This window comes from Magnetococcales bacterium (assembly GCA_015228935.1).
GTDB lineage: Bacteria > Pseudomonadota > Magnetococcia > Magnetococcales > DC0425bin3 > HA3dbin3.
The window spans coordinates 54,381-75,272 of record JADGCO010000009.1 but is presented as its reverse complement, the minus strand read 5'-3'; the positions used below and the strand labels follow the sequence as shown (position 1 = coordinate 75,272).

General features: G+C 54.0%; 23 protein-coding genes. 10 read left to right on the top strand and 13 right to left on the bottom strand.

Going from position 1 to position 20,892, the window contains the following annotated elements; all coding sequences use genetic code 11:
* The 6 genes from HQL65_04505 to HQL65_04480 all read right to left on the bottom strand — a co-directional run.
* Positions 1–119, bottom strand: a 119-nt coding sequence (locus HQL65_04505; GenBank protein ID MBF0135478.1) for a transposase, incomplete at its 3' end; no start/stop codon positions are given.
* 754 nt (positions 120–873) lie between these two features.
* Complete coding sequence (locus tag HQL65_04500; protein MBF0135477.1) at positions 874–2,475, bottom strand: DUF3369 domain-containing protein; 1,602 nt, start codon at positions 2,473–2,475, stop codon at positions 874–876.
* 381 nt (positions 2,476–2,856) lie between these two features.
* Positions 2,857–3,645: a BON domain-containing protein gene (locus HQL65_04495; protein ID MBF0135476.1), complete on the bottom strand. Its 789-nt coding sequence runs from the start codon at positions 3,643–3,645 to the stop codon at positions 2,857–2,859.
* Positions 3,646–3,681: 36 nt separating this feature from the next.
* On the bottom strand, positions 3,682–5,244 hold the full coding sequence (gene lnt, locus HQL65_04490; GenBank protein MBF0135475.1) for an apolipoprotein N-acyltransferase: 1,563 nt from the start codon (positions 5,242–5,244) through the stop codon (positions 3,682–3,684).
* Positions 5,245–5,449: 205 nt separating this feature from the next.
* Positions 5,450–5,761, bottom strand: coding sequence for a HigA family addiction module antidote protein (locus HQL65_04485; protein ID MBF0135474.1), 312 nt, complete (start codon positions 5,759–5,761; stop codon positions 5,450–5,452).
* An 11-nt stretch (positions 5,762–5,772) separates the two neighbouring features.
* On the bottom strand, positions 5,773–6,054 hold the full coding sequence (locus HQL65_04480; protein MBF0135473.1) for a type II toxin-antitoxin system RelE/ParE family toxin: 282 nt from the start codon (positions 6,052–6,054) through the stop codon (positions 5,773–5,775).
* A gap of 261 nt (positions 6,055–6,315) precedes the next feature.
* Here HQL65_04480 and yajC point away from each other — a divergent pair, with 261 nt between their 5' ends.
* The 5 genes from yajC to HQL65_04455 all read left to right on the top strand — a co-directional run bounded on the left by yajC (position 6,316) and on the right by HQL65_04455 (position 10,301).
* Positions 6,316–6,750 (top strand): preprotein translocase subunit YajC, encoded by a 435-nt coding sequence (yajC, locus tag HQL65_04475; protein ID MBF0135472.1) that lies wholly within the window; start codon positions 6,316–6,318, stop codon positions 6,748–6,750.
* Positions 6,751–6,782: 32 nt separating this feature from the next.
* Positions 6,783–8,378, top strand: a complete 1,596-nt coding sequence (secD, locus tag HQL65_04470) for a protein translocase subunit SecD (GenBank protein ID MBF0135471.1) — start codon at positions 6,783–6,785, stop codon at positions 8,376–8,378.
* A 209-nt stretch (positions 8,379–8,587) separates the two neighbouring features.
* Positions 8,588–9,523, top strand: coding sequence for a protein translocase subunit SecF (secF, locus tag HQL65_04465; protein ID MBF0135470.1), 936 nt, complete (start codon positions 8,588–8,590; stop codon positions 9,521–9,523).
* Positions 9,513–9,914, top strand: a complete 402-nt coding sequence (locus HQL65_04460) for a hypothetical protein (GenBank protein ID MBF0135469.1) — start codon at positions 9,513–9,515, stop codon at positions 9,912–9,914. The genes secF and HQL65_04460 overlap by 11 nt, the downstream gene beginning before the upstream one ends.
* Positions 9,915–9,929: 15 nt before the next feature.
* Positions 9,930–10,301, top strand: a complete 372-nt coding sequence (locus HQL65_04455) for a response regulator (GenBank protein MBF0135468.1) — start codon at positions 9,930–9,932, stop codon at positions 10,299–10,301.
* Positions 10,302–10,647: 346 nt separating this feature from the next.
* On the opposite strand, the gene raiA is transcribed toward HQL65_04455, so the two are convergent.
* The 6 genes from raiA to HQL65_04425 are packed head-to-tail and all read right to left on the bottom strand — an operon-like array spanning position 10,648 to position 14,999.
* Positions 10,648–10,953, bottom strand: a complete 306-nt coding sequence (raiA, locus tag HQL65_04450) for a ribosome-associated translation inhibitor RaiA (GenBank protein ID MBF0135467.1) — start codon at positions 10,951–10,953, stop codon at positions 10,648–10,650.
* Positions 10,954–10,996: 43 nt separating this feature from the next.
* Positions 10,997–11,878 (bottom strand): ATP phosphoribosyltransferase, encoded by an 882-nt coding sequence (locus HQL65_04445; protein MBF0135466.1) that lies wholly within the window; start codon positions 11,876–11,878, stop codon positions 10,997–10,999.
* Positions 11,875–12,600: a phosphoglycolate phosphatase gene (locus tag HQL65_04440; GenBank protein ID MBF0135465.1), complete on the bottom strand. Its 726-nt coding sequence runs from the start codon at positions 12,598–12,600 to the stop codon at positions 11,875–11,877. Before HQL65_04440 ends, HQL65_04445 begins: the two co-directional genes overlap by 4 nt.
* A 4-nt stretch (positions 12,601–12,604) precedes the next feature.
* Positions 12,605–13,150 carry a hypoxanthine phosphoribosyltransferase gene (gene hpt / locus HQL65_04435; GenBank protein MBF0135464.1) on the bottom strand — a complete coding sequence of 182 codons (546 nt, stop codon included), beginning with the start codon at positions 13,148–13,150 and terminating at the stop codon, positions 12,605–12,607.
* Positions 13,147–13,788: a methionine biosynthesis protein MetW gene (metW, locus tag HQL65_04430; protein ID MBF0135463.1), complete on the bottom strand. Its 642-nt coding sequence runs from the start codon at positions 13,786–13,788 to the stop codon at positions 13,147–13,149. The genes hpt and metW overlap by 4 nt, the downstream gene beginning before the upstream one ends.
* Positions 13,789–13,826: 38 nt before the next feature.
* Positions 13,827–14,999, bottom strand: a complete 1,173-nt coding sequence (locus HQL65_04425; protein ID MBF0135462.1) for a homoserine O-acetyltransferase — start codon at positions 14,997–14,999, stop codon at positions 13,827–13,829.
* A gap of 295 nt (positions 15,000–15,294) precedes the next feature.
* On the opposite strand from HQL65_04425, the gene HQL65_04420 reads away from it, so the two are divergent.
* Positions 15,295–15,807 carry a hypothetical protein gene (locus tag HQL65_04420; protein MBF0135461.1) on the top strand — a complete coding sequence of 171 codons (513 nt, stop codon included), beginning with the start codon at positions 15,295–15,297 and terminating at the stop codon, positions 15,805–15,807.
* 46 nt (positions 15,808–15,853) lie between these two features.
* Here the strand turns inward: HQL65_04420 and HQL65_04415 are convergent, their stop codons facing one another.
* Positions 15,854–16,234 (bottom strand): response regulator, encoded by a 381-nt coding sequence (locus HQL65_04415; protein MBF0135460.1) that lies wholly within the window; start codon positions 16,232–16,234, stop codon positions 15,854–15,856.
* Between the two features lie 344 nt (positions 16,235–16,578).
* Between HQL65_04415 and HQL65_04410 the strand changes: the two genes are divergently transcribed.
* The 4 genes from HQL65_04410 to HQL65_04395 all read left to right on the top strand — a co-directional run bounded on the left by HQL65_04410 (position 16,579) and on the right by HQL65_04395 (position 20,884).
* On the top strand, positions 16,579–17,529 hold the full coding sequence (locus tag HQL65_04410; protein ID MBF0135459.1) for an ABC transporter ATP-binding protein: 951 nt from the start codon (positions 16,579–16,581) through the stop codon (positions 17,527–17,529).
* Positions 17,530–17,541: 12 nt separating this feature from the next.
* Positions 17,542–18,279: an ABC transporter permease subunit gene (locus HQL65_04405; protein ID MBF0135458.1), complete on the top strand. Its 738-nt coding sequence runs from the start codon at positions 17,542–17,544 to the stop codon at positions 18,277–18,279.
* Between the two features lie 4 nt (positions 18,280–18,283).
* Positions 18,284–20,194: a Gldg family protein gene (locus tag HQL65_04400; GenBank protein MBF0135457.1), complete on the top strand. Its 1,911-nt coding sequence runs from the start codon at positions 18,284–18,286 to the stop codon at positions 20,192–20,194.
* 69 nt (positions 20,195–20,263) lie between these two features.
* On the top strand, positions 20,264–20,884 hold the full coding sequence (locus HQL65_04395; protein MBF0135456.1) for a hypothetical protein: 621 nt from the start codon (positions 20,264–20,266) through the stop codon (positions 20,882–20,884).
* The last annotated feature ends 8 nt before the right edge of the window (positions 20,885–20,892 follow it).

Sequence of the window (20,892 nt, the reverse complement as noted above, 5' to 3'; positions counted from 1 at the left end):
TCCAGGGTGGAAAAATCGACCTCTTTGACCCAGGCCTCTTTGACGAATCCCAGCATGAGATCCCGGACCATGGTCTGGTGAGAAAAAAGCCGTTTGTAGCCATTGTCATGATCGCCCATGTCAATCCATCTCTCCCCTGAATATGCCTGAAAACGCATGACAGACAGGTTATACCCCGTCACCCAGCGGCTGCAACCATGATTCTGGTCAGATCCCTACCCGCCTGCCCGGGTGAAGCACAAGTACTGTTTGCCAAGCGTGAAACGTTGCAGGTGTGGACGAACGAAGCGGGTGATGTCGTCCGGAAAAAAAAATCAAAATGGAACTTTTTCCCACACGATCACTCCAAGTTTACAAAAGGGCAAAGGCCAGAACAGTCCCTTCATTTGCTGGCAAGGTTTTGTTCTGCTCGCCCCTCATTGGTAAACCCTCTTTGGTAACGGGAGAAAAGGATTTACATGGCCAGTTGGATCTTGTTCACGTCCATTTCTACGGAAGGAGGTGCGCTAAATTCCATATTCCTCTTGAAAGGAAGGCAGTGTAAAACAGACAGGGAGAAAGAGGGACGGTGTGTCTTTTGCAGTGCATGATGGATTTACCGGCCTCTGGTTCTCGAAGTTTCCCGAACATGGCAGTCAACATCTGCCGACAGGTCGTCCGCGCCATGGACGCCGGTGTGGGTTTGATTCTGCCTGGGGCAGAGTCTATTGGCCCGTACCAGATGGTTGTGGGGTTGCGCACCACAGGGGCACCCCGGAAGTTGTCATCCTTTGAGGGTGACACCCCCAGCGACGTGGCCTTCCCGGGTCGCGTCCAATGCATACCAGTCATGAGGCCGGCAGAGTCGCCTGTTGACTCTGCCGGCTCTGTTCCTCAAGTGCCCGAATCCCTGAATGCGCTTTGAATTTCGACAATGTCCTGAATATTTTTCATGAAAACATCAATCAATTCCGGATCAAACTGTCGGCCACGCTCCTTTTTGAACAAATCGATGATTTGGTCCAGGGGCCAGGCGTCTTTATAGCAACGTTTGTGCGAGAGGGCATCAAAGACATCGGCAATGGCCGTGATGCGACCAAAAACATGAATTTCCTTGCCTTTGAGGCGTCGCGGATAACCGTTCCCATCCCATCTTTCGTGATGTTCATGGGCAATGATGGCACCGGCCTGAAGAATGGAACGTTTGGACTCTTTTAAAATGTTGTAACCAATCTCCGTATGTTGCTCCATGATGCGTCTCTCTTCATCATCGTATCTCCCAGGTTTGTTCAAAATGGTATCGGGAATGGCAATTTTTCCAAGATCATGAAGTGGCGAAGCCATGGTCAAAACATCAATATCTTTCTCTGACAGGGCGCATTTCGAGCCAAGCAAACGTGAACTTTCCGCTACCCGTCGGACATGTTGACCGGCCTCATGCGAGCGGACTTCAATCACCTCACCCAAAGTGAACGTGACATCCTTCTGGGTATTCAAGACTTCACGATTGAGAAAAACATTGTCGATGGCAAGAGAGACGTTGGTCGAAAACACCTCAAGCAAATCTTTTTCCAAAGCATCCAGGGGCTGCCCCCCTTCGACAAAGACAAAATTGTCACGGCCTGTCTTTGATTGAAAGCACCCCAGGTAGGAATTGTTGAAAAAAATGCTCTTCCTTGATTGAATTCCTTCCTTGATCTGCTTGATCACCTCGCCATTGATGAGTTGTTCGAGGGTTGATCCAATGGCATTTTCGTAGCGTCCAGAACCTGCAAAAACAATATGTTTGCCACGTTTTTCCGTAAAGGCAAGGCTGGAGGTCTGATGTACGTTCCGATCTTCTTCCAGGCCGATCAAGGAGGACAACTGGGTCAGAATACCCGAGGCCAGGTTGCGCAGGGATTGAGGCTCAAACAAATTGCCGGTTGCGTCAATAATTTTTTTCAAGCCTTTGCGCGTCATATCCAGGGTGCGCAAATCTCTGTAGGCTCGGAGTGAGGCCGTGATGGAGGTGACCAGTCCCTGCTTGCTGAGAGTAACCTTGTCTTTGTAGTCGTTGATATCGTAATTGGCAATGACATCTGGTTCGGGTGCCAATCCGGGTTGCCCGGTACGTAAGATGATACGGATGAATGGATTTTTTAATACATCGCGTATATAACGAACTGTATCCAAGCCGGCGCTGTCTGACTCCATGACCACATCGAGCAGGATGACGGCTGTATCCGGATGTTCCACCAGCAGGCGTCTGGCTTCCATCCCGGAACTTCCTGTGACGATATCAAGACCCCTGTTTTCAAAAACAAACCCTTTGAGGACAAACTGGGTCAAGGTGTTGACGGACTCTTCATCATCGACCGAGATGATTTTCCAAGGACGACCCAAGGTGACGGCGTGTGGGACAGCTTCCTTGGATTCCGATGGTTTGCCAACTCGACTCTCGTCGTCGTCGAAGTACTCCATCTGATCCGCATCATGGCCTTCTATCGCACCCATATGTAAGTTCCTTCCCGAAATGGGGTGACGCTTCCACGCCTCAATATTAAACCTTAAAACACCATCCGACTTTTTGCAACAAAAATGTCACAAGATTGTAACCATTTATTGTATTGATCGTGACAAATATTTATTTATAGCATACATTGAAATCGGGGTGATCAGCAATATTTTGCAAGCACGGATTCAATTTATGGAAAAATTTATTTTAATTAATAATATATATAATATATTAAAATCATCAAAGCATCACTCAGGAAGCACACGACCAAAAAAATTTCCACAAAGCCCGAAAAATCTTCGGCTTTGGAAAATTCAATGGCCAAATGATTCAGTCGTGTCCAATCAAGATTCTGATTTGCCGATGGTGTATTCGATTTTTTACTCCCCCTTGATCTGGATATAATCCTCAATCTTCAAAACACCTGGTGCTTTTTGAAACAGATTCACGACGATATCGCGTTCGGTCTGGCTGACAGCCCGTCCCAGGAGGTAGACCGTATTGTCTTTGATACGCCAACGATAATTGGCCGGACGGATACCCCGAGCCATGGCCAGGCGTTCTTCAATACCGGTGAGGTCCGCCGGGGCCACGTTCGTTGGTACCTGAACGGATGGTAAAGGTTCTCGGGAAAGTGAATGACGTACAGAGGATGCCTGGGATGCTTGCGAAAAGGGAAAGGAATTGGTTACAGGCATCGTTTGTGTGTGATCGTACAGAATTCGAATGTGGGGACGCGCACGCAGAAAACGACGCAGAGTTTTTTGAAAGTCTGGTGTGGGATTGTTCAGGTGGCCAGTCAGCAGAAGCCGTCCTTCCCAGACATCGACATGGACATATTCTTCCGGGGTGGTGACCCGCTCCTGGAAAAAACGTTTGATGGTCTCTTCCATTTTTGTATCGGCCAGCCGGTCGCGTGGCAACCGGTCATCTTGAATCAATTCAAGATTGGAGTCCTGATTGGCATGGCTGCTCTCATCATTCTCCACGTCCGCACCATCTGTTACGCTTCCCATGCCAACTGAATTATTGCTGGGATCAAAATAACTTTCCGAAGAAAGTTCAGGCCCGGTCACCTGCTTAACCGGCAAATTGCACCCACCAAAGAACAGGAAACCGGGAAGCAGCATGCCCCGGCAGAAATCATTGATAAAACGGATTTTCATCATGAATCCTGGACACATGCATTGGAGTCGGAAATAAGATCAAACCGGATCGGTAACAGGTGGCGGACGGTCGCTGAGCCGGGCAAGCAGCACCATGAAGGCAAAAGCCAGAATCCAGGCCGAACCGGTACGCCGATAGAGCGTTGAACCGGTCGGTCCCGGCAGAATGGTTGCCTGGATGTGGTCCCTCTGGTTGGGTGCAATGCGAACCACCTCCCGACCCATGGCATCGAAGGCCGCCGAAATGCCGGTGTTGGCAACCCGAAGCATGGGAAGTCGGTTTTCCACGGCCCGCATGCGAGCCATGGCCAGATGTTGAGGTTTGGCTGACTCCCCGAACCAGCCATCGTTGGTCACGTTGATCAACCAACGGGCACCGGCCTCCGCCAGTTGCCGCACCTCTTCCGGAAAAATGGTTTCGTAACAGATCAGAATACCCAAATCTCCCTTTTCCCAAGGAAGAGGAAAAGGACCAGGACCGGGAATGAAATCGTCGCCGCCACCGGTGAGTTTTTCGATGGATCTGGGTACCATCCAGCGGGCTGGAATGAATTCACCAAAGGGAACAAGGTGATGCTTGTCATAGCGACGGTCCATGGTACCGGTTTCGTTCATCAGGACAACACTGTTGAAAAAACGCCAGGTGCGTTGCCCGTTGTGTTGTTCCGGGTTGGCGGTGGGAACACCGGTCAAAATGGGAGCGCCGATTTTGGCACTGATGCGTCCAATACGCTCTTGATAGGACGTGTTGAGTTGCAGAAAAAACGGCACAGCGGTCTCTGGCCAGATTACCAGGTCCAGGGGGGGCACAAGAGTGCGGGTCAGATCCAGGTAGATTTTCATGGTCTGGTCTTGATTTTCCGGCACCCATTTGGTGATCTGCGGAATGTTGCCCTGAACCAGGGCAACCCGCAGGGGGGTGGTTCCGGGTGCAGCCATGAGCTGGTGAAGGTGGTCAAGACGCCAGACGCCATAGCCATGGGCACCGGTCAGGAGGGTCACTGCCAAGACCAAAGCCAGAAAAGATTCCAGCCAGGGAACCGGTCGTCGCCAGGGAACCGCCAGGGCAGCACCCACAAAAACCGTCAACCAGGTGAGAAGAAATACCCCGCCCAGATCGGCAATCTGAAGGATCGTTTCCCGGGGTGACCAGGCATATCCGGCCAGATTCCAGGGAAATCCGGTAAAGAGCCAGGTGCGCAGCCATTCGGTCAGGGTCCACAAGGCCGGCGCAGCAAACAGGGTCGGCAAAGGCCGGCGAACACTCACGGCAAGCAATCCCCCAAACAAGGCAGGATACATGCCCATGACTGCAGCCAGCAGTACAAGGATCAGGTAGGATAGAATCCAGGAAATGCCGCCATTGTCATGCAGACTCGTCAACAGCCAGGAAAAACCCAGGGTAAAGTGACCCAGGCCAAAACAAAATCCCACCACTGCCCCGCGCCGCCAGGAGAGTCCGGCGAGCAGACGAATGAGAACAGCCATGGCCAGAATCAGCCATACCGGCTCGGAAACAGGCGCAAATCCCCCCACGCCAACCACGCCAGCCAGCAAAGCCAGGATCGGTCTGCCCCAGAGTTGCACCATCCGTGTGTTCATCCAGATTGCCCCATATGTTTACATCCGAATCATGTCCGATTTTCGAACAGGAACCTTTGATGCGACGCAAATTCCAATTATGGCAAAGTCGGCAAAGTCGAGGCAACTCCTGGGCAGTGGCACGGAAACACCATTGGGAGGATGCCATCCAGATCAATCTGAACACATGAAACGTGAATCCGACAATACCCGGTCAGATGGATGTTCAGGCCAGCGTGGCAGCGGAATTGATCTCCTGAACGGAATGGATCCCGTTCAAATCGTCGGACAACCGTTCCCGTTCCGCTTCCAGGGCATAATGGGTTTGAAGATTCATCCAAAATTCTGGTGTTGTTCCGAAAAATCGGCCAAGACGCAAGGCCGTGTCAGCAGAGATGCTGCGTTTGCCATGCACGATTTCATTGACCCGACGTGGTGGTACGTTGATCTCTTTGGCCAAACGGTATTGGGTAATGTGATACTCTTCCAAAAATTCGGCAAGGTGTTCCCCCGGATGGATGAGTGCAATCTCTCTCATGATTTGTTCCCTTAGTGGTAATCCACGATTTCTACGTCGTATGCGTCGCCATCCTTCCAGACAAAACACATGCGCCACTGATCATTGATGCGGATGCTGTGTTGTCCCAGCCGATCTCCTTGTAGAGTTTCGAGTTGGTGTGAAAAGGGTACACGCAAATCAAGGAGATTGAAGGCTGCGTCTATCCGATCAAGTCGCATTTTGGCTCGTTTCTGGATTTCGCGTGGAAAAGATTTGGCGTGGTGTCGCCGAAAGATTCTCCCGGTTTCTCTACAGCGAAAGCTCTTGATCATGGGTCTGATAACGTAACTTGGCGTCCAGTCATGGAACCATAGTAACGTGCCGCGTCATGAATGGCCAGAAAAAATTTTTTCGTGTCCATATGAATCACAAGCACAGGAAGCTTGTCCGGGTTGCCGAAGTTTGTTTGACGTGGCACCGGGTAATGTGCTTTAAATGAGGGTTTGCGGGTTGATCTGACCAGGAACCGGACTGTGCAGACTTTCGGTTCAATCGGCAGCAGCCGCCACCATCACGAGCAGAAGGGAGAGGCCATGTTTGATCTCGTCAATTCCGCACTGGCCCAAAACGGTGGTCCGGGACCAGGTCCGGGAGGTGCCAGCGCCACCATGCTGAACATTCTTTTCATGGTGCTGATGTTCGCGGTCTTCTATTTTTTGCTGATCAGACCCCAGCAAAAACAGCAAAAACAGCATCGCGACATGATCGCCAATCTGCAACGCGGCGACTCCGTCGTTACCGGAGGCGGCATCATGGGCCGTATTCACCGGGTCGAAGATGATGTCATCCAACTGGATATCGGCGAGGTGGATGTGGGCGGCAAGACACCCAAACCCGTGCGTGTCCGGGTGCGAAGAAGTACAATCGCCAGCGTGACGGCCAAAAGCGGTTCACCTTCGGCGGATGCTCCAGACAGCAAAGACAAAGAGAAGAATACCGGCAACGTCGTCAAGATCGACAAGTCATAAATCAAGAAATTGCAACGGGAACCTGAAGCAGCATGCGTCAACTACCCCTCTGGAAACCACTCCTGGTCCTGGCGGTCACCCTGATTTCGCTCCTGTACTGCGTGCCGTCCATGTTGGGAGGCAAGTTGCCCGCCTGGTGGCCCGGCTGGTTGCCGTCCCAGGTCGTGCAGCGTGGGCTGGACCTGCAAGGTGGTCTTGCCCTCCTCTACCGTGTCGAAGTGGAAAAGGCCGTGGAACAAACCACGGAAAACCTCATCGATGAAGTTCGCCTCGTCATGCGCACGGAACAACTGACCCATCGCACCCTGCAAAGGATCGGGGTTGATACCCTGGAGCTGGGATTGAGCAACGCTGCCGATCAGGACAAGATCCGCCAACCCCTGACCAAACAGCTCCCCAATGTGGTCGTGACCTGGGTACCCGACAAAACGGCGTTTCATCTGGTGTTGACCCCGGAATACAAAAAGGAAATCGGTCGCTTGGCCCTGGATCAGGCCATTGAAACCATCCGCTCCAGGGTGGACCAGTTCGGAGTCACAGAACCCACCATCCAAAAACAGGGCGAAGACCGCATCATGATCCAATTACCCGGTCTGGATGATCCGGGTCGCGCCAAAAGCCTGATCGGTCGTACCGCCCGTCTGGAATTCAAGATGGTCGATGAAAAGGGCGACCTGGATGCGGCCCTGGCCGGACGGGTCCCCTCTGGAGACATCCTTCTCTACGGAGAACGTGTGGATCGTACCGGCCACAAAACCAAACAGCCGTACCTCCTGAAACGGCGCACGGTCCTGACCGGTGACCGCCTCACCGATGCCCGGGCCAGCATCGACCAGCAGCAGTACAATGAACCCTACGTCATGATCACCTTTGATCGCCAGGGAGCGCGCAAATTTGGCCAGTTGACCGGTGAAAGCGTCGGACAGCGCATGGCCATCATCCTCGACAACAAAGTCTACTCGGCACCTGTCATCCGCGAAAAAATTGACGGAGGACGCGCCCAGATCAGTGGTGGCTTCACTCCTGAGGAAGCCCACGATCTGGCCATCGTCCTGAGGGCCGGTGCCCTGCCAGCCCCCATTACCATTCTGGAAGAACGCACCGTCGGTCCCACCCTCGGCAACGACTCCATTCGCCAGGGTCTGGCCGCCATCTGGCTGGGAGGTGCCCTGGTTCTCTTCTTCATGGGCTTTTATTACAAGGGGTTCGGCATGCTGGCCAATGTGGCCGTGGCGGTCAACCTCTTCATTCTCATGGCAGCCCTGGCCATGCTCCAGGCCACGTTGACCATGCCGGGTATTGCCGGCGCTGTCCTGCTCCTGGGTATCTCCGTCGATGCCAACGTTTTGATCTTTGAACGCATCCGCGAAGAACTGCGCCTGGGCAAAAATCCCATGGCTGCCATCGATTATGGCTATGATCGGGCCTTTCTGACCATCGTCGATTCCCACGTCACCACAATGGTGACCTGTCTGGTGCTGTATCAGTTTGGCACCGGAGCCGTGCGGGGTTTTGCCGTCTCCCTGCTCATCGGCCTGGCCGCCTCCATGTTTACCGCCGTGTTCATGACGCGCGTCAGCGTTGCCCTGATCCTGAAAAATCGCCGTCCCAAGAGCCTGAGTATCTGACCCGTTTTCTGTTGCCATGACCCTGAAATACCGTTGTCCCAAAAGCCTGCGTACCTGAAAAGTTTGCCACAAAATGCACCCTGCGACCCTGAAATGATGAGGCCGCAGCGCCGTAAACCGAGTGTCCAAGTCGTTTGCTGTAAAACACAGTCCGCGCCCGGAAATGACGGGGCAACAGCGAACATCCATTGGGAGGCAAGAGCGAGTCCATGGAACTGATTCGGAATAAGACCCATATTGATTTCGTTGGGATACGAAACTACGCCTTTGCCTTCTCGGGGATTCTGATCCTTATCAGCGTCCTCTCCTTCATTTTTCAGGGACTCAATTTTGGTATCGACTTTGCCGGTGGCACCCTGATCCAGATGCGCTTTCCGGGTCCCACCAAAATCGAGGACATCCGCTCGCATGTGACCCCACTTGGTCTGGGCGAGCTGGTTATCCAGGAGTTCGGCAGCAGTGAAGAGGTCATCATCCGTGTCGAACGCCATATGGAAGGGGAAAAAGTCCAATCGGAACTGGTCGGAAAATTGACCCAGGTGCTGCAACCTCTGGCCGGTAATGGCAAGATTGAGGTGCGCCGCGTGGAATATGTCGGTCCCCAGGTTGGCAAGGAACTGACCTGGAAGGGCCTTATGGCGGTCTTCTACTCCCTGTTTGCCATACTGGCCTACGTGGGGTGGCGCTTTGAGTTTCGCTTTGCCCTGGGTGCCGTCATTGCCCTTTTCCACGACGTCATCATCACGGTGGGTTATTTTTCCCTCTTCCACCGGGAGTTTACCCTGGTGGTCGTGGCCGCTGTCCTGACCGTGATCGGCTACTCCATCAACGATACAATCGTCGTCTTCGACCGCATCCGGGAAAACATGAAGCGCCTCAAAAAGCAGCCCCTGAGCGTCATCATCAATGCAGCGGTCAATGAAACCCTCTCCCGCACCCTGATCACCTCTCTGACCGTCGTTCTGGTTCTGGTCTCTCTGCTGCTGGTCGGTGGTGAGGTCATCCGGGATTTCTCCCTGGCATTGTTCATTGGAGTGGTGTTCGGTACCTATTCTTCCATTTTCGTGGCCAGTCCCATCGTGATCCTTCTCGAAAAAAAATTGACATCCCAAATTCCTGCCGTGGAAACAAGCAATGGCCAGTGATGATGACATTCACATGCGGCATCAGGTCGTCCAGAGCGGGTTCTCCCCTGAGGATGACCAGCTCCACGCTGCCGCCATGGAGGCCATTCAGCGCGAATTGGCCCAGGGCCGCACTTTTGCCTGGATAGAAAAAAATCTTCGCCTGCAAGACCCGGAAATCCTTCTCCTGGCCCTGGATGATTATCTCAAGATGGCCATCGCCGAACGTCATTTCCATGGCAAGGAGAGCTTGAAGGTGTTGGCAAAATCCTTGCGTGTGGACAGGGAGCGTCTCGTCACCGCCAAAAAAGAGATGCTGGAAGAGGTCAAAGAAGCCTCCATCAAGGTTTACCACTTGACAAAGGGAATGGCAGAATCCAACCATATCCCGACCGGTACAAAACAGCATTGAGATAAGGATCCTCAAGTGGCACGCATTCTGGTTATCGACGACGATGTCGGCGTCCGGGCACTGATGCGTGTCATCCTGGAAGATGCCGGCCATGTGGTTGTCGAGGCCCCCAATGGACGGCTGGGAATCAAGCGCTATCGTGAAAATTCCGCCGACCTGGTCATCACCGACATGGTCATGCCAGAAAAAGATGGCGTGGAGGTCATTGTCGAATTGATGGAAATGGACTCTTCCATCAAGGTCATCGCCATGTCAGGCGGGGGGCGCGGTCTGGAAGCCGATTACAATCTCGGCATTGCCCGGGATTTCGGGGCCATCCGTACCCTGGCCAAACCCTTTTCCCGCCAACAGGTCTTGCAGGTGATCAAGGATCTTCTGCCCCCTTGAAGACCGGTCGGTTCCCATGTTCCATTCCGACCCCTGAAATCCGCCCGATGCAGTCCCGGTCATTGTCGTCGATGTAGCCGGTTAACGCCTTTCATCCTGCACAGAGCAGATCGGGCAGAAAACAATACTCTCTCTGGTCAAGCCCGCATGATTCGTGCGACTGCCGGCTGGATTTGCCCTGTCGAAAAACAAAAGATATCATACAGCCGGAACAGCGAGGGAAACCACCCAATCCTGACGGATCGGAGAGGTTTCCCTCTGTCTTTGTTCATGAATTGCCCTGCTGCTCGGAAGTGACACCGCGAACTTCAGGGCAGGATACCGCAGGGTACCGGCGAAGACGGGGCTACCGGCGATGTTCCCTGTGTTTTTCGACGAAATGTTTCAGTTCCAGATCAAGGGTTTCCAGGGCATCGTTGACCGCAGCAACCACGGTGGCGGACTCTTTTTTGGCGGTAAGGGTGTTGCCAACGACGTTGAGGACGGCGGTCACCTCGGCACGTCCTTCATTTTTGTGGGCATTCTTCTGCACGGTCACACGGGCATGGGTGATGGGACCAAACCGTTGGTCCATGACCTCCAGGCGTTTTTTGATGCGCTCCCGCAGCTCGTCACCCAACTCCACATTTCGACCTTCAAATTTTATATCCATGGATTCTCCGCTTCATGTTCATCCAGGTTGGTTGCCAAGAAAATCATACCACCTTTTGCAGATCATATTCCAGAATACCCTCAGCCCCCAATTCTTTGAGGCGGGGAATGAGGTCGCGGACCAGATTGCGATGGACGACGGTTTCCACGGCCACCCAATCGGTGCGATAGAGGTGACTCACAGTGGGTGCCCGCAGACAGGGCAAGGTTTTGACGACGGCTTCGGCCAGATTTTCCGGGACATTCATTTTGAGGACGACATGGTGTCGCGCCGCCAGGGCAGCCTGCAACAACAAGGCAATCTGGTCAATCTTGTTTTTTTTCCAGGGATCGCGCAGGGCATTTTTATTGGCGATCAACTGGGTGCGGGTTTCGAGGAGGTCGGCAACAATGCGCAGGCCGTGTGCCTTGATGGTCGAACCGGTTTCGGTGATTTCCACCACGGCATCGACCAGACCTTCGACCACTTTGGCTTCGGTGGCACCCCAGGAAAATTGCACATCGGCCTGAATATTGCGTTCTTTCAAATATTTCTGAGTAAAATTGACCAGTTCCGTGGCAATTTTCCTGTTTTGCAGGTCCGCAACGGATTGAATCGGGGAGTCCTTGGGAACGACCAGGACCCAGCGACAGGGTTTATTGGAGCTTTTGGAATATTCCAACTCGCAGATGGCGGCGACTTCATCCTGACAATCCCGTTCGATGATCCAGTCCTGGCCGGTCAACCCGAGATCCAGGGTACCATCCACGATATAGCGTGCCATTTCCTGGGGGCGGACCAGGGCGCAGTAGAGGTCGGGATCATTGACCGAGGGAAAATAGTTGCGGGAGTGGGTATCGATTTTCCAGCCGGCCTGGAGAAAAAGCTCCATGGTGGCCTTTTCCAGGCTGCCTTTGGGGATGCCGAGTTTCAGTTGTCTGGTCATGTCGATGGGGTTCCTTTGTGGGGGGCGCGGACCAGGTGGGTCAAAAGCTGTGAAAAGTGATCAATGACGCGGTCCGGGTGCAGATCCTGGACCGGAATGCAACTGTTGTATCCGTAGGCGACGGCCACGACCGGGCATCCCGCAGCCCGGGCCGCAGCGACATCGGGTTCCGAATCCCCTACCATGACCGCATGCTCCCGCGCAACACCCAGAATATCCAGGGCATGCCAGAGGGGTTGTGGTTCCGGTTTGAACTGGGGCAACGAACCGCCACCCACCACGGCGGAAAAAAAGGGGGTCATGGCCAACTGGTCCAGCAATGAGTGAGTCAGGTGCAGGGGCTTGTTGGTCACGATACCCAACAGATATCCCTCCTGCCGAAGATGTTGCAGGGTTTCCATCACCTGGGGAAAGGGTCGGGAGTGGTCGGCCAGATGGGCGGCGTAATGGAGTAAAAAATCTTTCAGCGCTTGATCGAAATCGGCATCCTGACCGATTTCCGGAGGCAAGGCGTTCATGCCCCAGAAACTCCTGGCCAGCAGGGAGCGGGCACCATGGCCGACATAATCACGGACCTGGGCATGGCTCAAGGTGGAAAATCCACGTTTTTCAACAGCATGATTCAGCGCCCGCCATAAATCCTGCGAGGTATCCACCAGGGTACCGTCCAGATCGAAGAGGATGGCATGGCAGGCCAGAGGCCGCCGCGTCGAAAAGCTCATTGTATCACTCATTCCCATGGGCCTCTGTGCGCATGACCGCCACATGGGGCAACTCCCGGTACCGTTCCGCGTAGTCGATACCGTAGCCAACTACAAAGGCATCCGGAATGGAAAAACCAACAAAATCGGCGACAAAGGGAACTTGCCGGCGGGAGGGTTTATCAAGCAAAACGCAGGTCAGAATCTGGGCCGCGCCCTTGTCGCGCAGGCGTTGCACGGCACAGGTCAGGGTGTTACCACTGTCGAGAATATCTTCCAGCAACAGCACCTGCCGACCGGTCAAATCCAGGGTGCAATCCATATGGATTTGGACATGGCCACTGGAGACGGTTTTTTTGCCATAGGAGGCGAGGAGCATGCAATCCAGGAGGGGATTGACTCCCAGTCGGGAGAGGGCGCGCAACAGATCGGCGGTGAACACCAGGGCACCCTTGAGCAGTCCGACCAGGATTGGCTCTGGTTGCAGATGGGGAGCGATTTCAACGGCCAGGGACGCGACTCTTTTCTGAATCTGGCTTTCGGTAAACAAGGTGGTGATCGGGTGATTCACGGCTCTCTCTTTTCCAGGAGAAAAACAGCCATCGGAGCCAACAAATTGGCCGCCGCCATGGGAACCAGAAGGTTGGAAAAAAACCGTTTGAACACTCCCTGGGGTCGGTTGCCCGCCCAACCCAGGGGGATTTGTTTGATGATCCGGACACGCATGGATTGGCACAAATCCTGGAAATCCAGGATGGTACAGACATGAATATTGGGCGTATCGTGCCATTCGAAGGGAAATTGCGGATTTTGGGGCATGCGTCCTTCGATGGCCAGGCTCAGACGGTTGCGCCAATGGCCGAAGTTGGGCATGGAAACGATGCTTTTTTTGCCGACCCGCAGCATTTCCTGGATGACGAAGCGGGGTCGGGTGACGGTTTGCAGGGTGTGGGACAGAATGACATAGTCGAAGGCGTTGTCATGGTGGTCCGACAAACCCTGATCGAGGTCACCGTGATAGACCGGGACACCGCGTTCGATGCAGGTCCGCACTTTTTCCAGGGAAATTTCCACACCGAAACCCCGGGCGTTTTTTTTGCGAATCAGATGGTCGAGCAGCAATCCATCGCCGCATCCCAGATCCATGACCCGGGACTCGGGTGCCACCAGGCCGGCGATCACCTCCAGGTCCACGCGCAGATCAGGCACCAGGCGTCTCCCTGACATGAGCCTTTGTATTGTATAAATCAGGCAACTCTGGTCTCCCGACGACTGGTTTCTTCCAGAAGGCGGTTCAAGAATCCGGCCAGTGACTCTTTGTATTGCGGAGCATCCAGCAGGAAGGCATCATGGCCATGCGGAGAGGAAAACTCCTGGAAAGTCACTTCCTTACGGTTCCAGTTCAGAATTTTGACGAGTTCCTTGGAGCGGCTGGTATCAAAACGCCAATCGGTATCGAAACACATGACCAGAAAACGGGCCGTGACCGGTTGGAGCCGTCTGGCCGTGGTTTCCGGATCCGGAAAGGGATCGTAATAGTCCATGGCCTTGGTGATGTAGAGGTAGGTATTGGCATCGAAGCGGCGCACGAAGGATGACCCCTGATGCGCCAGATAGCTCTCCACGGCAAAGTCGGTTTCGAAGCCATAGGAGAGATTTTCCCGATCCTGGAGACGGCGACCAAATTTTTCGTGCAACCCTTTTTCCGACAGATAGGTGATGTGGGCCATCATGCGGGCCAGGGCCAGCCCTTTTTCCGGACGCGGGCCGTCGTAGTGATCGCCATTGTTGAAATGGGGATCGGACATGATGGCTTGGCGTGCCACGGCGTTGAAGGCAATGTTCTGGGCGGTGAGCCGGGGGGTGGAGCCAATGATGATGCTCGATGCAACCTGATCTGGATAATCCAAGGCCCATTGCAGGGCAATCATGCCGCCCATGGAGCCGCCGGCCACGGCCAGGAGTTTTTTGATACCCAGATGGTCCACGAAGGCATTTTGCAGGCGGGCCATATCGCCCAAGGTGATCATGGGAAAGCGCAGGCCGTAGGGCTTGCCGGTTGCGGGATTCACGCTGGAAGGTCCTGTGGTCCCATTGCAGCCGCCCAGATTGTTGGTGCTGATGATGAAAAATTTGCGGGTATCGAAGGGTTTCCCGGGACCGATATAATCATCCCACCAGCCGTAACGGCGATCATCCGGGTGGTGACGTCCCGCAGCATGGGCTGTGCCGGAGAGTGCATGGCAGACCAGTACGGCATTGGAGACGTCCGCATTCAGTTCGCCGTAGGTTTCATAAGCAACGCCGACCGGCCCCAGGGTGGCACCACAATCCAGGGGGAGCGGCTTGTCCCGGGTGAATAATTCAGCATGGTGGGTGGTCACGATACCGACCGAACCCGGTTGGCTTTCCAGCGTCATTCCCTGCTTCCAGAATGGGTGTGGCTTTTGTTGCGCAGTCAAACAGTTGTATCTTCCGAGGAACCCGGGATTCTGTACCACATGGGATTCCCTGTCAAGGGTATTGGAGCCAGCCGACATTGGCCATGCCGGATTCGCATGGGACTTGCCCTTCCCGGGATCAGCCGGATGTACCATTGAAAAAGACATGCGTTGCGTGTACAGTCCGAACCATGCGAAAATGCTGTATCGTCTCGAATGTTTTTACTGAGCGGGCATTTTTTCTGTCGCTCGCAAGTTTGCCATTGCTGTGAACATGCCCATTTTTGAAAGCCCGATGAACCCTGACTTGTTTGAAACGGGCATGGGAGAGCTGATCCTCAGCCGAAAGATGCCAAACGGAGAAATCGCCTTCTCTGTATTCTTGATTGATGCGTGGTGTCTTGGCGTGAAAGATTGTTTTTACAATTTCATTTCAAAAGTTCAGTATGACGATCTTGTCAAAAAGGTGCAAACATCGCACGAAATGGAACATGTCCATCCTGCCTGTCTTCGAAAAATTGTGGAATCGGCTGTGTCGTATGCCGATGCCCTTGGGTTCAAACCCCATCAGGACTTTACTCTTGGAAAATTGCTGCTGGGGGATATCGAATCAGATCTCTGCCCATCCCAGTATCAATTTGGCAGGGACGGCAAGCCGTTCTACGTATCCGGGCCAAATGATACCGAGGCTGATTCAAGGAAAAGAGTAAACCAACTCCATAAAGTATGTGGGGATGGCCAATACAACTACTTGATCAACACCGGAGATCCCGACGGATTCTTTTGACACGGACGGTTATATTTATTACAAGTGGTTGGTTGACTTTTTCGCATCATCCATCAAGATGCTTCCGGACACACTCCAAAAGAATATTTTTTCTGATCGGCTTGACGATATAATCTGCCGCGCCCAATGCCAATCCCCTGGATATATCCTCTTCATCGTTCATCGCACTCGTGAAGATGACCGGTATGTCTTTCGTATTCCCATGAGATTTCAAAGCTTGACAAACCTTGTAACCATCCATGCCTGGCATCATGATGTCCAACAAAATCAGATCCGGATGTTCCATACCTGCAATTTCCAAGGCACTCGCACCATCTGTCGCAAGAAAAAGTGAATAACTTCCATGCAAAAAACCCGCCAACAACTTGACGTTTGCTGGTACGTCATCGACTATCAATATTCTCTGGGGATTGTTTTGCTTACACATTTTCTATTCCGCAATCATTGCATGAAATATCCAGATCCCCTGATAAAATCCAGAACGGACTCTGAACGTCAAGAGTACACCACCTGCCATTTCCGGTAAAGACCCATATCCACAAAAATTTCCACTGATATCCTCTTCTCAGATGTATCCGCATCCAGCCTGGTTGCCAAAAGGGAAACCGTTTGAGAAAATGGGTCAGTGGTTGCACTTGCCGAGCGATTGTGACATGGAAACGTGGATGATCAGAAACTTGTGCAATCCGAAAAAGAGAGGTTCCCTGCCTGTTGAAACCGCCCATGAGTGAACCGGTGACCTGTCGTGGAGATGAGGAATCGATGGACGTTCTGATCAAGGTCGAAAATCTGCGCAAGGAGTTTCGCCGGATCAAGGCTGTTGACAATATTTCCTTTCAAGTACAAAGAGGTGAGGTGCTGGGATTCCTTGGCCCCAACGGTGCCGGCAAATCCACCACGATGCGCATGATCACCGGTTTTCTATCCCCGACCGGTGGCCGGGTCGAGGTCGCCGGGTTTGACATGGTCCGCCAACCCCTGGCAGGAAAACGTCGCCTGGGCTATCTGCCGGAAGGCTCCCCGGCCTATGCCGACATGACACCCGCCGGATTTCTCGACTTTGTGGCTGGCATCCGTAAACTGAGCGGCCCGGAGAAAAAACAGCGCATCGATGCCACCGTGGCCCAGGTCCATATCGAAAAAATCATGCACCAACCCATCGAAACCCTCTCCAAAGGCTTCAAACGGCGCGTTGGACTGGCCCAGGCCATTCTGCATGACCCGGATATCCTGATCCTTGATGAACCCACGGATGGTCTCGATCCCAATCAAAAACAGGAAGTCCGCACCCTGATCCGACACATGGCCCCGCACAAGGCCATTGTGCTGTCCACCCACATTCTGGAAGAGGTCGAGCCACTCTGTACACGGGTTGTCGTCATTGCCCGGGGCAGACTCCTGGCCGATGAAACCCCCGAGGCCTTTGCCAGCCGTTCCCGTCAGCATGATGCCGTAACCCTGACCTTGCCGTCGCACCAGGCCGCCGCAGCCAGGCAAGTCCTGGCCAATCTGCCGGAAGTCGCCGAACTGGAAACCCTGACAGAAAACCCGGATCGCGTGACAATCCGATTGTTGCCAAAACCCGGTGTTCACCTCGCCGCGCTGGTGGGTGCCATGGCTCACACCCACGGCTGGTCACTGGAAAAACTGTTTGTGGACCGCGGACACCTGGATGAGGCGTTCCGCACCCTGACCCAAGCCACGGATCCACACCCCCCCTGAAGAGATCACGCCATGTGGAATTCTGTCGCCACCATTTTTCACCGCGAAATGACCAGCTATTTCACCACCCCCATCGCCTACGTTTTTTTGGTGATTTATCTCTCCCTTTCCGGAATATTCACCTTCAACATGGGAAATTTCTTCCCGCGGGGACAGGCGGATCTGCTGTCGTTTTTCACCTATCACCCCTGGCTCTATCTGTTTCTCATCCCGGCACTGACCATGCGCCTGTGGGCTGAAGAACGAAAAAGCGGTTCCATCGAACTGTTGCTGACGCTGCCCATACGCCCCCTGGAGGCGGTTTTGGGCAAGTTTTTCGCCGCCTGGTGTTTTGCGGCCATCGCTTTGGGTCTCACTTTTCCTTTGTGGCTGACGGTCAATTATCTGGGCAACCCCGACAATGGCGTCATCCTGGCGAGTTATGTCGGCAGCCTGTTTCTGGCCGGCGGCTTTCTGGCCATGGGGTCGGCTCTTTCCGCCCTGACCCACAATCAGGTCATCGCCTTTGTGATGACCGTCACTGTGGGACTTTGTTTCATCTTGAGCGGGCACCCTCTGGTTTTGGAATTTTTCAGCGGCTGGGCACCGCTCCTGTTGCGGGACACCGTCGCCTCGTTCAGTTTTTTGACCCACTTTACCAACATTGGCAAAGGGGTGATCGACCTGCGGGACGGCATCTTCTTCGGATCGTTGATGGCCTTCTGCCTCTACGTCAACGTCCTGGTTCTCGAACAGCGAAAAGGAGCGTGAATCCATGCCGACACGGATTCTGACACAGGTTCGCTCGGGAAGTCGCCTGCTGCTGGCCCTGGCCGTTTTTCTTCTGGTCAACATTCTGGCCAATCAGCACCTGAAATCAGCCCGTCTGGATTTGACCGCCCAGCAGCTCTACACCCTGTCGGAAGGAACTCGCCGCATCCTGGCCAATCTCCAGGAACCAATCCATTTATGGTTTTATGTCTCCCGCTCCCTGACCAGCCATATTCCCGGCATGGGACCCCATGTCACCCGGATTCAGGACCTGCTGGATGAATATGTCCGCATGGCCGGATCCGATAAATTGCGTTTGACCGTCGTCAACCCCGAGCCATTTTCGGTGGAAGAAGACATGGCCATGGATGCCGGTCTGCGCGGCATTGCCATTCCCAATGCCACCGGCAAGGTGTATCTGGGACTGGTGGCGCAGAACAGCCAGGAACGCATGGAAATGATTCCCTTTCTGCTCCCGGCATGGGGCGAACAGTTGGAATACGACCTTACAGCCCTGATTTACCGCTTGACCCACGCCAAACGGCCCGTTCTGGGCCTGCTGACCACCCTGCCCATGGCCGGCATCCCCTCCTCGACCGTGCCCGGTGCCCCCCTGGAAAAACCTTCCTGGGCCATCCACAAGGAGTTGGCCAAATTTTTCACCATCAAATCAATCCTGCCCGGCGACGACAAGATCGACCCGGATGTGGATCTTTTGATGGTGGTCCACCCGCGTGATCTGCCCAATCCCATTCTGTACGCCGCCGATCAATTCGTCCTGAGTGGCAAACCGACCGTCATGTTTGCAGACCCCTTCTGTCAGGCCCAGGAAAATGCCACCCCCTGGCTGGCCAGTTCCCTGCCCAATCCCCTGTTGTCCGGCTGGGGCATCAAAACAGAAAAAGATCAGGTTGCCGCCGACCTGTACGCAGCCAGAAAAATTCGCTTCAACAGTGTGGAAACGGGCAGCACCCTGGTCAACTATCCTGTCTGGATCGATATCGGCCCTCGGAACATGCACCGTGAGGATCCGATCACGACCAATCTGGATCACCTCACGCTGGCCACGGCTGGCATCATCGCCGCTCAACCCGGACAAACCACCAAAATCGGTCCCTTGTTTACGACCGGCAACCAGGGAGGCCGGTTTGATCTCAGCATGCTTGGACCTGCCTCTTCCCCCCAACGCCTGATCCAGGAATACAAACCCGAAGGTCCTGCCACTCTGGCTGCCCGTCTGCATGGTCCCCTTCCCTCGGCCTTCCCCGATGGTCGTCCTGCAAAAACAACGGATGACGCCACCACCGACCGCAAGATCGGACATCTGAACACCTCCCGGGAACCTGTCAGGCTGGTCCTGGTGGCTGATTGCGATCTGCTCCAGGACCAGTTCTGGGTCCGCAGAATGGATTTTCAGGATATGCCCGTCGATGTACCCTACACCGCCAATGGCCGGTTGGTCATGAACATTCTCGATGATCTGCTGGTCCGTCCCGATTTGATCAGTGCCCGCAATCAAAGTCGCTCCCAGGCCGCACGACCTTTCGTGCGCCTGCTGGCCATCCGTCAGCAAGCCGAACTCCAGGCACAGGAAATCCAGAAAGTCCTGAATCAACGCCTCCAGGAAACACAAATACATTTTCTCGAACTGCAACAAAAAGGCAACAATTCTGCCCTGAATGCCAGCCAACAGGCTGAGATTGAAAAATTCAGTCAAGAGCTGCTCACCATCCGCAAGGAGCAGCGCGAAGCCCGCAGACGCTTGAATCTGGAAGTGGAACACCTGCAAACCTGGATCAAATTTTTGAACATCGGTCTGATACCTCTGTTGGTCGGTATCGGCGGGATCCTCGTCGGCATGCGCCGGATACGCCGGGCACATCGCGCCGCTCAAACAACCCAATTGCATTTTTGATTGCTTTTTTGCCTGCCTGGGATCATTTTTCTCCGGTCGGCCCGGTAATCGACAAGCAAGGGGGAGTGAATGGTCACCGACGAAGCAACCCTCAAACGCCAAAAACGTTTCCGCGAACGTCGCATCAAAGAGGGACAAAAACGCATTGCCGTCTGGCTCGGTCCCGAGGCCCTGGAAGCCTTGGAACGCCTGAAATCCGGGGAGATCGGGGCAACCGATTCTTCCGTTCTCAGTCGGGCGTTGTTGCAGACGGTCGAGGGTTCCGCCAAAAAAAATCCGGAACCTCCCCAGGATCCGGCAGTCATCCTGAAACGTCTGGAAAATCTGTTGCAGGCCTTCCGGGAACTCAAGCCGGATATTCAACTGCATGCCATCCTGGCCTTTGCCATTCTGGGCAACCGCTCGGAGGTGGACATGAACCTGTTGGCAGAGGATGTCGGCAAATCCCGTCTGGTCACCATGTGGGATCTTCAGGATTTCCAGGAACCCCCCCATGGCCGCCATGCCGCCATGGGACTTGTGCAGTTCGATCAGCCCCTGGGTGCCCGACATCAGTCAGGACCCATGTCCCTGACACCCAAAGGGGAGGCGTTTCTGCGTTATCTGGGAGAGATCATGCTGGGCATCAATCCCGAAAAGAAAAGCTTCCTGCCACCTGATGCAGAAGCCAAAAATGCCACGGATGAATGAACCTCACA

Coding starts and splice junctions, on each gene's coding strand:
- HQL65_04500 (MBF0135477.1), bottom strand. CDS start 2,475: ATGGGTGCGATAGAAGGCCATGATGCGGATCAGATGGAGTACTTCGAC.
- HQL65_04495 (MBF0135476.1), bottom strand. CDS start 3,645: ATGATGAAAATCCGTTTTATCAATGATTTCTGCCGGGGCATGCTGCTT.
- lnt (MBF0135475.1), bottom strand. CDS start 5,244: ATGAACACACGGATGGTGCAACTCTGGGGCAGACCGATCCTGGCTTTG.
- HQL65_04485 (MBF0135474.1), bottom strand. CDS start 5,761: ATGAGAGAGATTGCACTCATCCATCCGGGGGAACACCTTGCCGAATTT.
- HQL65_04480 (MBF0135473.1), bottom strand. CDS start 6,054: ATGATCAAGAGCTTTCGCTGTAGAGAAACCGGGAGAATCTTTCGGCGA.
- yajC (MBF0135472.1), top strand. CDS start 6,316: ATGTTTGATCTCGTCAATTCCGCACTGGCCCAAAACGGTGGTCCGGGA.
- secD (MBF0135471.1), top strand. CDS start 6,783: ATGCGTCAACTACCCCTCTGGAAACCACTCCTGGTCCTGGCGGTCACC.
- secF (MBF0135470.1), top strand. CDS start 8,588: ATGGAACTGATTCGGAATAAGACCCATATTGATTTCGTTGGGATACGA.
- HQL65_04460 (MBF0135469.1), top strand. CDS start 9,513: ATGGCCAGTGATGATGACATTCACATGCGGCATCAGGTCGTCCAGAGC.
- raiA (MBF0135467.1), bottom strand. CDS start 10,953: ATGGATATAAAATTTGAAGGTCGAAATGTGGAGTTGGGTGACGAGCTG.
- HQL65_04445 (MBF0135466.1), bottom strand. CDS start 11,878: ATGACCAGACAACTGAAACTCGGCATCCCCAAAGGCAGCCTGGAAAAG.
- HQL65_04440 (MBF0135465.1), bottom strand. CDS start 12,600: ATGAGCTTTTCGACGCGGCGGCCTCTGGCCTGCCATGCCATCCTCTTC.
- HQL65_04425 (MBF0135462.1), bottom strand. CDS start 14,999: ATGACGCTGGAAAGCCAACCGGGTTCGGTCGGTATCGTGACCACCCAC.
- HQL65_04420 (MBF0135461.1), top strand. CDS start 15,295: ATGCCCATTTTTGAAAGCCCGATGAACCCTGACTTGTTTGAAACGGGC.
- HQL65_04415 (MBF0135460.1), bottom strand. CDS start 16,234: ATGTGTAAGCAAAACAATCCCCAGAGAATATTGATAGTCGATGACGTA.
- HQL65_04405 (MBF0135458.1), top strand. CDS start 17,542: ATGTGGAATTCTGTCGCCACCATTTTTCACCGCGAAATGACCAGCTAT.
- HQL65_04400 (MBF0135457.1), top strand. CDS start 18,284: ATGCCGACACGGATTCTGACACAGGTTCGCTCGGGAAGTCGCCTGCTG.
- HQL65_04395 (MBF0135456.1), top strand. CDS start 20,264: ATGGTCACCGACGAAGCAACCCTCAAACGCCAAAAACGTTTCCGCGAA.